This is a genomic window from Chitinophaga sp., assembly GCF_036566945.1.
GTDB lineage: Bacteria > Bacteroidota > Bacteroidia > Chitinophagales > Chitinophagaceae > Chitinophaga.
The window spans coordinates 1-12,324 of record NZ_DATCVJ010000977.1 but is presented as its reverse complement, the minus strand read 5'-3'; the positions used below and the strand labels follow the sequence as shown (position 1 = coordinate 12,324).

7 protein-coding genes are annotated in these 12,324 nt (G+C 44.9%); 4 read left to right on the top strand and 3 right to left on the bottom strand.

Annotated elements, in window-relative coordinates; genetic code table 11:
- The 3 genes from VIP81_RS29335 to VIP81_RS29325 form a co-directional block, all read left to right on the top strand.
- Nucleotides 1-2,325 (top strand): SusC/RagA family TonB-linked outer membrane protein (locus VIP81_RS29335; RefSeq protein WP_331970147.1); only part of this gene is annotated, 2,325 nt, incomplete at its 5' end.
- 22 nt (nucleotides 2,326-2,347) lie between these two features.
- Nucleotides 2,348-3,832, top strand: coding sequence for a RagB/SusD family nutrient uptake outer membrane protein (locus VIP81_RS29330; RefSeq protein WP_331970144.1), 1,485 nt, complete (start codon nucleotides 2,348-2,350; stop codon nucleotides 3,830-3,832).
- Between the two features lie 116 nt (nucleotides 3,833-3,948).
- Complete coding sequence (locus VIP81_RS29325) at nucleotides 3,949-6,969, top strand: glycoside hydrolase domain-containing protein (RefSeq protein ID WP_331970141.1); 3,021 nt, start codon at nucleotides 3,949-3,951, stop codon at nucleotides 6,967-6,969.
- Nucleotides 6,970-7,193: 224 nt separating this feature from the next.
- Here the strand turns inward: VIP81_RS29325 and VIP81_RS29320 are convergent, their stop codons facing one another.
- Nucleotides 7,194-8,093, bottom strand: coding sequence for an SMP-30/gluconolactonase/LRE family protein (locus tag VIP81_RS29320; RefSeq protein ID WP_331970138.1), 900 nt, complete (start codon nucleotides 8,091-8,093; stop codon nucleotides 7,194-7,196).
- 152 nt (nucleotides 8,094-8,245) lie between these two features.
- Here VIP81_RS29320 and VIP81_RS29315 point away from each other — a divergent pair, with 152 nt between their 5' ends.
- A complete protein-coding gene (locus VIP81_RS29315) occupies nucleotides 8,246-9,298 on the top strand; it encodes a nucleoid-associated protein (protein WP_331970135.1) in 1,053 nt (350 codons plus the stop codon).
- A gap of 265 nt (nucleotides 9,299-9,563) precedes the next feature.
- On the opposite strand, the gene ricT is transcribed toward VIP81_RS29315, so the two are convergent.
- Entirely contained in the window at nucleotides 9,564-11,132 is a 1,569-nt protein-coding gene (gene ricT, locus VIP81_RS29310) for a regulatory iron-sulfur-containing complex subunit RicT (RefSeq protein WP_331970133.1), read from the bottom strand.
- 147 nt (nucleotides 11,133-11,279) lie between these two features.
- Nucleotides 11,280-12,324, bottom strand: a 1,045-nt coding sequence (locus VIP81_RS29305; protein WP_331970130.1) for a hypothetical protein, incomplete at its 5' end; no start/stop codon positions are given.

The following is a 12,324-nucleotide window of genomic DNA, read 5'->3' as shown; positions in this document are numbered from 1 at the left end:
GTATTGAAAGATGCCGCCGCCACTACATTATATGGCGCCCGTGCTGCCAATGGCGTAATGGTCATTACCACCAAAAGAGGTAAAGCTGGTAAAACACAGGTAAACTTCCGTACCAATATCGGAACCGCCCAAATCAATACCGGTCATTTTCACCTGATGAACGGTGCTGATCTCTACGACCTGCAAAAGTCCGCAGGAGCCACTTTAGATCCTTCTCTCCGGAATGTAAATACCAATTGGCAGAAGATGGCGTTTCAAAGCGCCACCAACCAGAACTACGAATTATCGACCAGTGGTGGTAACGAGAAAACTAAATTCTACCTGGGCGGTAACTACTATAAAGAAGATGGTATCCTGAAAGGTACTGGTGTAGAGCGTTTCAGCGCACGACTCAACCTGGATCATAACATCACCGATAAATTCAGAGTGAGCGTTAACGTAGCAGGTACACAAACAACTGACCAGGACAATTCCAATGGATCCGTGTATCAGTACTATACCAACATGCCATGGGATAAACCTTATGATGCACAAGGTAAACCGGTGAATCCACTGGACGTAGCCAAATGGTATGGCCGTGATCAGAGTAACTTCCTCTACGATCAGCAATACAACTACATCAAAAATAAAAGACAATCGCTCGAAGCATTGGTAAAACTGGAATATGATATCACCAAGTGGTTATCATTCAGTTCTACAAACCGCGCACAGTATTACCACTTCAACCAGGAAAGTAATGGCGATGTGAGAACATCTTCCGGTTCCGATGATCGCGGTAATCTGTATAACTATTACCAGGATACTGCCAGCTATATCAGCTCTAACCTGTTAAAGGCAAGGTATACCATCAACAAAGTTCATAACATCGACGGACTGGTAGGCGCTGAATTCCAGCAGACAAACCTCAATGATATCAATGCAAAAGGTAAAGGTGTGCTGCAGGGAGTAAGTGTATTGGATGGTACTTCTTCCCCAATGACTATTGGGGGAACAAAAATTGCCCGCGCATTTAATTCTTACTTCGTTCAGGCGAACTATAACTACAATTATAAATACTACTTTACTTCTTCCTTCAGAAGAGATGGTTCCTCTAAATTTGGTGCTAATCAGCAGTATGGTAACTTCTATGCTTTTGGTGCATCATGGGCCGCTTCGGAAGAGAAATTTATTAAGCAGATCAAAGCCATTTCCAACCTGAAAGTAAGGGCCAGCTATGGTACTACTGGTAATGCGGAGATCGGAGACTACAGTGCTATTGGTGCATATGCCATCAATACACAGTACAATGGTTTCCCGGGTGCTTATCCTAATGTTTATAATGTACCTAACCTGTCATGGGAAAAGGCGTATAGCACCAATATCGGTTTCGATCTGGGATTATTTAACCGCATTAACCTGACGGTAGATCTTTATCAGAAAGATAGCAAGGACTTGCTGTTTAATGTGCCTTTACCTGGAACCGCCGGCTACAGCTACATTTCACAGAACGTAGGTTCTGTGCGTAATAAGGGTATTGAAATCAACCTGAGTACAGATAACCTGGTAGGTAAATTTAAATGGAGTACCGATTTCAATATTGGCTTCAACAAAAATTCTGTTACCGATTTATATGCAGGCAGAGATCAGATCGTAGATCCGATCAGTGGCTATTTCGTATTGCAGCAGGGACAAGATATGCGCAGCTTTTACATGCGTAAATGGGCGGGCGTAGATCCTGCAAACGGTGATCCGCTGTGGGAAAAACTGACCACCGATGCGAATGGTAAAGTAACAGGTAAAACTACTACCAATAATTATAACGATGCTACCCTGCAAATCGTAGGTTCCGCTACTCCTAAACTCTTTGGTGGTATGCGCAACACTTTCTCCTATAAAAACTTCCAGCTGAGTGCCTTCCTGGCCTTCGTTTCCGGTAATGATGTATACAACAGCACCCGTGAATTGATGGATAATGATGGCGCTTATAATACTTACAATATGATGGAGCTGGATAATGGCTGGAGCCGTTGGGAAAAACCAGGTGACATTGCTACGCACCCGAAATATGCATTGAAGAATAAATCAAACTCACAAAAACCATCTTCCCGTTTCCTGGAAGACGGTAGCTATCTGCGTTTGAGAAACGTAAACCTGAGCTATGCGCTGCCTAAAGCATGGCTGGACCGCGTGCATGTTGGAAACGCCAGAATTTCTGTTGGCGGTGATAACCTGTGGACACTGACTAAATTCTCCGGAATGGATCCTGAAGTAGACGATCGTGGTATCAACTACGTAAAGTATCCAAGCAGTACCAAATGGTTTGCTGGTCTTGAAATTAATTTTTAACAGGAGCTAAAAAGAGATGATCATGAAACACATGTCAAAATATTTTGCAGGGCTTTTACTATTGTCAGTAGCAAGTTCCTGTTCGTTGAAAAAAGAACCATATAGTGCTATTCAGGATGATCAAATCCTGAATGATCCAAGCAAATGGCCAGCGGCTACTGCTGGTAACTATGCGTTGTTGAAAGAAGAAAGTTTTACCCGCAACTATTTCCAGATGGGAGAATTTCCCAGTGATGATGTGGCACTGAGTGGTACTTCTACGGATCCGTTGATGTATTCCTATAATTACGGTTTGCTCACTAACCAGGGTAATGCGCTGCAGCTGTGGCGTATGGGCTACAAAGCCATTAACGGGGTAAACAGATTGCTGGAAGTAATGCCACAGGACAGCACTGCCGCAGTAAACCAAATGATCGGTGAAAATCTGTTCATTCGTGCTTTCGTTCATTGGAGCCTGGTAAGAACTTTTGGCCGTCCTTACACGCAGAGCCCTGAAACCAACCTGGGCGTACCAGTAATTACCAAATACGATATCACAGCAATGCCTAAACGTAATACCGTAAAAGAAGTATATGCGCAGGTAGTGGCAGATCTGAAGAAAGGGAAAGACCTCATGGATAATTCCAACACCAACAGCTATGCGTCTAAAGATGCAGCGAGTGCTTTACTGGCAAGGGTTTATCTCTACATGGGCAAAAATGATTCTGCACGTATTTATGCGGACTCCGTAATTCTGTCTGACAAACGTGCACTGGTGGCTACCGGAGATCTTTCCGGTTATTACACCAAGAGTAACGAGAATAACCGGGAAACTATCTTCGCTATTCATCATACCCTGCAGGATGACCGTACCTGGAACTCTATTGGCTCTATGTATTACATGTCACCAGGTGGTATGGGTTATGGTGAAATGTATGCTTCCGAGTCTTTCCGTACACTGATTCAGAAACATCCGGAAGACGTACGTAATTCTTTTATACAGGTAGTATATGAGAAAGATGATGACGGCAATGACGTAATTGATCCGGCAACAGGAAAGAAGAAGGTGGCAGAGCGTAATGGCGTGCCGAAATGGTATATCCTGAAATATTCTAACCAGGATAATGTACCAACCCTCAGTTCACCGGTAGTATTACGTTTGGCAGAAATGTACCTGATTCGCGCAGAAGCAGAAGCTAAACTGGGACAGAGTGCAGCCGCGCTGGCGGATGTCAACATTATCAGGACAAGAGCTGGTTTAAGCGGAAACGCATTGTTCAGCAGTTCAAACATGCAGGGCTATTCCAACGTATTGGATGTAGTACTGGATGAACGCCGCCTGGAACTGGCTTTCGAAACACACCGCTCATTTGACCTGTATCGTAACAACCGTAACGTATACAGGAATTATCCGGGTATACAAACAAATCCGCAAACCATATCCTATACGGACTCACGGGTGGTTCACTTTATTCCTGAACAGGAAATACTGCTGGATCCGAACCTGGTGCAGAATCCGATTAACTAAACATCCCGCACAGGCCCCGTTCTACGGGGCTTTTGCTTTTATAAAATAATCCGGAAAAGAAAGCGCAACAATAGTAAATTTATAACTGGTGAACATTTAAAAACTTATTATCCTTCATGTATCAGATCAACCACCATTCCCGCAACATCAGGAAAGGATTGCTGCTGGCAGGATTTACTTTCAGTTTCCTTACCACGGCATGGGCCCAGGAGCTGAAATATACCTCCGGCAACAATAGCTGGAACGCAGATTCCCTCGGTAACCACCGCGTTGTAGTTAGCTTTAACGGCAGCACTAAAGTGGCCCGCGTAGTCATTCCATGGCGCCGCCGCGATGAACACCCGGAAATGAAACGCATCATTATCCAGGATGCAAAAACAAAACAAAAGGTGACCAATGTAAAAACATTGGCGCTTACCCGTGAGCAGGGCGATATCTGCTTTGAACCCATCTCCGGCAAAGGCGACTACTACATATATTATCTGCCTTCCAAAAATGAAGGCCGGGATAACTATCCCAAAGGCATGTACCTGGCGCCGGAACAAACAGCCGATAACAACTGGCTGCAATCTATTCCCGCCGGTATAAAACCTAATACTGCCGTAAAGGAAATAGAAGCCATTGATACATTCAATAGCTTTTATCCAATGGAAGTAATTGCTACGGCAGCCGAGAAACAGCAACTGCTGCTGAAACATCCCGGTGCGGGCTATATGGTGTTCCCGGAAGACCGGCAGTTTCCTATTAAAATGACGGACGATCTGCCACAGCGCTGGGTAAAGAATGGCCCTTCACAATCCTTCACCGGTGAAGCCGACAAAGGAGAATACTATGCTTTTCAACTGGGTATCTATGCCCGTCATGATATGAAAGCGGTGCAGATCACCTTTGGAGACCTGACAGCTGCCAATGGTAAAACCATTCCCGCTTCTCAGCTGAACTGTATCAATACCAGTGGTACTACCTATGATGCTAAGCCATTTGCCCCAGTGGTAAATATCCCGGCAGATCAGATACAGGCACTATGGTGTGGGGTAGATGTGCCGGAATCAGCTACAGCAGGCATTTATAAAGGTATAGTGACGGTTAGCGCGGCCGGTATGCCCGCTATGCCGGTAAGAGTTGCCCTAACGGTAACGAATAAACTGGCTGTGAACAGCGGCTTCAATGAACCCTGGAAACAAACCCGTTTAAAGTGGCTGAACTCCACACTGGCACAGGATAATTCCCTGACAGCACCTTATACACCACTGGAAGTAAAAGACAGCGTGATCAGTTTACTGGGACGTAAAGTAGGGATCAACAAAGATGGTTTCCCTGCACAAATACAAACGTTCTTTACCCCTGAAATGACCGCCTTGTCTGCCCAGCCAAAGAATATTTTCACGGAGCCGGTACATTTTCATTTTACTTCTGCCGCTACAGGTAAGGATCTCCCATGGCAAAGCAATGGCTGGAAGATCACTGCTCAGGAGGCAGGTAAAGTCAGCTGGCAGGCATTGAACACCACCACTGGATTACAGATGGAAGTAAATGCTTCCCTCGAATTTGATGGCTTCATGGACTACAGCGTAAAGGTTACTGCGTTGGAAGACATATCCCTGAAGGAAATTACCATGCACCTGCCATTTGATAAAGGCGCCGCCAAATACATGATGGGCCTGAATCAGAAAGGTGGACTACGTCCGGAAAAAATAGATTGGAAATGGGACGTGAAAAATAAAAATCAGGACGGCGCCTGGATAGGAGACGTTAACGCAGGGATACAATTCAATCTCCGTGATGAAAATTACGTACGCCCGTTGAATACAAACTTCTACCTGCAAAAGCCTTTATTGTTGCCCACTTCCTGGGGTAACGGCGATAAAGGTGGTATCACCATCGGCGAAAAAGGAAAGGCCATCCTGGTAAACAGCTACAGTGGCGAAAGAACGTTGCATAAAGGAGAGGTATTGTATTATAACTTCCACCTCATCATTACGCCGTTCCACACCATCAACACCGATTTTCAGTGGTCTACCCGTTTCTATCACAAGTATAATAACCTCGACAGCATCAAGGCTACCGGTGCAACTGTGGTGAATATCCACCATGGCAACGATATCAATCCCTGGATCAACTATCCGTTCATTGAATGGAAAAAGATGAAGGACTATATTGATGACGCACATAGCAAAGGGCTGAAAGTAAAGATCTATAATACCGTAAGAGAGCTGTCTAACCATGCCTGGGAAACATTCCCGCTGCGCAGTCTCGGACACGAAGTGTACAGCCCCGGTAAAGGTGGTGGCTTCTCCTGGCTGCAGGAACACGTAGCAAAAGACTATATCGCGGCCTGGTTTGTACCTGAATTCAAGGATGCTGCTATTATCAACAGTGGTATGAACCGCTGGCATAACTATTATGTAGAAGGCATGAACTGGCTGGTACAAAACGTAGGTATAGATGGTATCTACCTCGATGATGTGGCCTTTGACCGGGTAACGATGAAACGCGTGAAACGTGTGCTCACCAAGGATAATCATCCGGGTATCATTGATCTGCACTCTGCCAATCAGTATAATAAATCAGATGGTTTTATTAACAGTGCAGTACTCTACATGGAAAATTTCCCTTACCTGAACAGGCTTTGGTTCGGTGAGTATTTCGACTATGAAAAAAACAATCCCGACTTCTTCCTTACAGAAGTCAGTGGTATTCCATTTGGCCTGATGGGCGAAATGCTGCAGGATGGCGGAAACCAATGGCGTGGTATGGTGTATGGTATGACGAATCGTATGCCATGGACAGAGAATTCAGATCCACGTCCTATCTGGAAAGTATGGGATGATTTTGGTATGCAGGGTACAAAAATGATTGGTTACTGGGTGGAAAACAATCCTGTTAAAACCAGCAATCCATTGGTGCCGGCTACTATTTATAAAAAAGATGGAGCAGTGCTGGTATCCCTTGCCAGCTGGGCATCAGAAGATACCACAATCAAATTGACTATCGACTGGAAAGCATTGGGATTAGATCCTGCCAGGGCGGTAATAACGGCGCCGGATATACGTAATTTCCAGCAGGGACAAGTGTTTGGAAAAGACGCCAGCATCCCGGTATCTAAGAACAAAGGATGGTTGTTGATTATCCGCTAGCGGAGGGGAGTGCCTTCGGCACTTGTCTTTTTCAGGATTATACTGATTAAGATGATTTTCAGGATTTTTACTTTTGGGTTTTATAAAAAATTGGGGGAGATGTAAGCGAATTTTAATCGCTTATATCTCCCCCAAATATTACAAGCAAAAGGCAGGAAAATCCTGAAAATCATCTTAATCAGTATAATCCTGAAAAAGACAAAAAGCGCCGAAGGCGCGCACCGCTAAAATTTCCTTCCCGCAATCGCTACCCTGAACGTTTCCACACATTTCCTGTCCTGCAGGGTTACATACACCGTTTTTCCGTCTTTATCCCCGAAAACAAGGTTACTGCATTGTTTGCCTTTCAATGGTACTTCACGGATTAACGTGCCTTGAGGAGACATCACGGCGATGACGCCTTTCCCCCAGCGGGCTATATAAAGATTGCCGGCTTTATCGCATTTCATGCCATCAAACCCAAAGTCGGGGAAGGTAGCGAATAAGGTTTTATGGGAGATGTTGCCCGCTTTGTCCACCTCGTATTTCCAGATTTTACGTTGCACGCTTTCATTTACGTACAGTGTTTTTTCGTCCGGACTTAGTTCTATTCCGTTGGTGGTACCCATATTGGCTTCCAGCAAAACGGGGGAGCGGTTGGCGTCTATGCGCCAGAGTTGTCCGGTGTTATTGGCCCATTTGGGATCAGAAACAAAGATCTGGTCTTTGCGGTTGATACAGAGATCATTAGGCTGATTGAATTTATCGGAATGGACATACACGCTTACCTTTTTTGTTTTCAGATCTATAGTAAGCACATTGTGTTTGATGAAGTCCGGCAGGAACATGGCGCCTTTGCTATTGAAATGAATACCGTTGGCAATGCTGCTATCGGGCAGGGTTACAAATACTTCGCCGGCGCCGGTGTGGGTATTTATTTTTCCTACAGTACCATCCTGTTTAAAATTTACGACATAGAAATTGCCGGCTTTGTCAAAGTTGGGTCCTTCTATGTTCACGGAAAACATGTTTTCTGCGGTCAGGTCACGGGCTTCATATAAGGGTCTGTCAGGGGTGGCTTGTTGTGCCATCATTGGGAGGCCCCAGCCAGTCATCATCGCCATCAGGCATATCTGTTTTCTCATGTTCATCTTGTTTTGAAACTTTAAATTAAGGAACTGTTCCGGATTTTTCGTGTATTCATCCGGGAGAGTGCCTGTGTAATGAAATTATCAAGAATTAATGGTCGGCAGAATTGGTTCCGCGGCCTGTCGACTAATTTATTAATTTTGCGCCCATGATCCATGTTTCGGAGTTTAAAGATTTGGCGCACCTGACGATACATAAGGTAGGGAATTCCTCTAATGACGAGGCTTTGCTTTGTTCCAAGGCGCCTTTGCAGCTGGAGGATGAAACGATCAGCCAGTTATTGGTTACCTATTTTATTCAACCTTTTGCCAACGCAGCCGAGTATTTTCGGTTCCGTCATGACGCAGATATACAATTGAATGAAATATTTCAATATTGTCGCCGTATATTTACTGACCAAAATGAATTCCAGGAGCAGTCGGTTAATATTGCCAGGCATCTATATAAACATTCCACCCATCCTAAAATTAAAGGGGGAGAGCTATATATAGCCTACTTTAGCAAGTGCCAGGTAGATGGTGAAGAAGTGGAGGCGATTGGCATTTTCAAGTCAGAGAACCGCGATACCTATTTGAAAGTGTTCCTGGCAGATGAAAATTACCAGGTAAATTATGAGGATGGTATAAATATCAATAAGCTGGACAAAGGTTGCCTGGTTTTTAATACCGAAGAATCAGAAGGCTTTAAGGTGAGCATTATAGATAGTAACAGCAAACAAAGTGAGGCTGTATACTGGAAAGATGCTTTTCTACAGGTTCAGCGACGGGAAGATAGTTACCATCAGACGGAAACAGCGGTGGACATGTGTAAGCAATTTATACACAACAAACTACCAACAGAGTATGAGATGGATAGGGTAGATCAGGTAGACCTGTTAAATAAATCAGCCGCCTATTTCAAGGAAAAAGAGCAATTCCAGCTGGATGATTTCGCAAAAGAAGTACTGGGGCATCCCGATGCGATAGCTTCTTTTAAAGAATACAGAAATGAATATGCGAATCATTTTCAGCAAGATATCCCTGACGAATTTGAAATATCTGCACCTGCTGTAAAGAAACAGCAGAAAGTATTTAAGAGTATATTGAAACTGGATAAGAATTTTCATGTGTACATTCACGGCAACCGCGAGATGATTGAGCGCGGGTTCGACGAAGCTACCAACATGAATTATTATAAGTTACTGTTTGAAAATGAAGCGTAGGTTCGTGTAAGAAAGCAGTAGAGGCAGCTGTGTGGTTGATTTTGTGAAGAGATAACAACGATTATTAAAAATTTTCTCATAAGCAAAAACCAATTGTTAACAAAGGCTGCCTCGTCTGGGCGGCCTTTTATTTTTAGCACTTGGCCTTTAGCTATTAGCTTTTAGCAAAAATGCAGCGGAGATATAAGTATAGTGATGATCACTTGCCTATATCTCCGCTGCATTTTTGCTAAAAGCTAATAGCTAAAGGCTAAAAGCTAGTTCATTATTTGTTGTCCTTTTCAGGATTGTTGTTGTTTTTGTTTGGATTACCAGACCGGTGTTTATGCCTTGGTGGGCGTCTGTCGTTTCTGGGTGCGGATCCTTGTTGTCCGCCTTGTTCGGGCTGTTGGCCTGGTTGATCAGGTTGTTGCCCTGCTTGTTTTGGCCCCTGTTGTCTTGGGCCTTGTTGTTGCCTTTGACCTTGTTGCCGTGGTTGTTGTTCCGGGCGGGGCTGCTGTTCTGAACGGGGTTGTTGTTCACGTCCCTGTTTAGGCTGGCCTCCACCTTGAGACCGTTGTTGTTGCGGCGGACGGTTTTCCTGTTTAGGTCTGCGATCCTGCTGCTGACGGTTATCAGGTCTTTGAGCTGGTTTAGGCGCCTGCTCCGTTCTTGGCTGACCGGGGCCCTGGGCTTGTCTTTGCTCGCCTGTTTTTTGTTGTTTTTGCTTGTCTTTGTCTTTCTGTTTCCGCTTTTGAGCAGTTTTTTCGAGAGATTTCAGACTGATCAGTCCTACCACATCTGCGTATCCGAGATCCGCCTCTTTAGGTTTGGCTGTCACTACTTCTACTGGTTTCAGGTCTTCCGGTTTAATACCCTGCTTGTTCAGCTGGCGTATTTCTTTGGCCCTGGAAATAGTAAGCGGGTATTGTTTGTTACTGCCTTCATAAGAATACCACATGAGGCTTTTGAAGATATCCCTTTTCTGCAGATGGGCAACCCCACCGGCAGTTTCGATGTTGTCAGCATCGTCAGGAAAGTCCTTCAACGCATCTAGGTAGGTATCCAGCTCGTAGTTAAGACAGCATTTCAAACGACCGCACTGTCCGGATAATTTCGCCTGGTTGATAGACAGGTTCTGGTAACGGGCAGCGGTAGTATTTACGCTTTTGAAATCAGACAACCACGTGGAGCAACAGAGCTCCCGGCCGCAGCTGCCGATGCCACCTACTTTTCCGGCTTCCTGGCGGGCGCCTATCTGACGCATCTCCACCTTGGCCCTGAATTCAGAGGCATATACTTTAATTAATTCTCTAAAATCAACGCGATCATCTGCTGTGTAGAAGAAAGTGGCTTTTCGGCCATCGGCCTGTATTTCCACTTCCGCGAGTTTCATTTCAAGTCCAAGGTTACGGGCAAGTGCTCTTGATTTAATAAGGGCCTCTTTCTCGCGTGACTTGTTGTCATTCATTCGCTGCAGGTCGTCGTTAGTTGAACGGCGTAGAACTTTTTTTACTTCGGGTGTGTCTTCCGCGCGTCGCTTCTTCATCTGTAGTTTTACCAGTTCGCCCGTCAGGCTCACTGTGCCAACATCAAATCCGCTAACACCTTCCACTGTTACCATTTCTCCCTTATCCAGGAGCTGTTTGGTGACGTTGCGGAAAAAGTCTTTGCGGCTGCCGTTGTTAAAACTTACTTCTATAATGTCAAATGGTGCTAAGCTATCACCAAGGGGAATATTGGATAGCCAATCAAATACATTCAGTCTGTTACAACCTCCTGTGCTGCATCCTCCATTACTCTTGCATCCTGACGGCTTCCCATCCACACCCGTACCACATCCGGCACAAGCCATATTATTAATTAGTTTAAATTTTATAAATAAGCATTTCAGGTTATTCCAGTTCTTCAAAATACGTTTTTCCTTTCAGAAAAACAAAAGGCCGGAAGCAACAAAGATAGGGAAAAGCAGGGGATAAGCCCTTCCGGGGGCCCATGGTTATTACATAACCGGTAAAGGTTTCTTTTTGAATATATATTGGAGCTTGATGGACAGGGCATGAAATAACATCTTTCCATTGGCATTCCGTTCAATATAGTAGCTGGCGTTGTTCAACTCCGCCGCTATTTCCTGCATCTGGTCCAGGTTGGCCAATTTTGCCAGCTTGGCAGCAAAGTCCATCTCCTCGGTTGAAAAGGCCAGCAGGCTTTTGTCCAGGTACTGCAGCCGGAGGGTATGCTCCAGCAGGTTAATGAAGTACCGAAGAAACTGTTTCTGGTTTTCCCGGCCGGTTTTGGCGCTGGAGATACCTTCTATCCATTCCTGTAAGGCTACGCGGTTACCTGTAAACAAATGATTGAGCCAGCTGCGGAGTAATTCGTGATAGTCGTCCTCAGAATGCTGCAACAGATACAATGCCTCCCGGTAATTACCTGCGGTAAGGGTCGCAATTTGTTGTGCCCTGGCGGCAGGTACTTTGCTCTTCACTTCCAATGCAGTGATCATATCCGTTTTTTCCAACGGATTTATTTTAATAAGATGTGTTCTTGATAAGATGGTCGCTAATATTTGCTCCTGGTTTTCGGCTATCAGGATAAAGAGCGTGTTTTTAGGCGGCTCTTCAATGAGTTTTAACAGCCGGTTCCCTTCATTCCCCAGGTATTCCGGCATCCACATCACCAGGATCTTATATCCACTTTCAAAGCTTTTCAGGTTTAATTTGTGGATAATATCCTGACATTCAGTAGCTGTAATATTCCCTTGTTTGTTCTCGGCACCTATAAACTGCAACCAGTCATACGCATTACCATAGGGATGGGTGACCACAAATTCACGCCATTCACTGATATAATCTGTGCTGACAGGCTTGTCACCCGACTTGCGCGGAATAACCGGGTAAGAGTAATGAATGTCCGGATGAACAAACTGGGAGGCTTTTGTACAGGCAGCACATTGCCCACAGGCATCATGCTCCTTTTTGTTTTCACAAACAAGATATTGTGTAAATGCCAATCCTAATGGAAGACCTCCTGCACCTTCCGGTGCG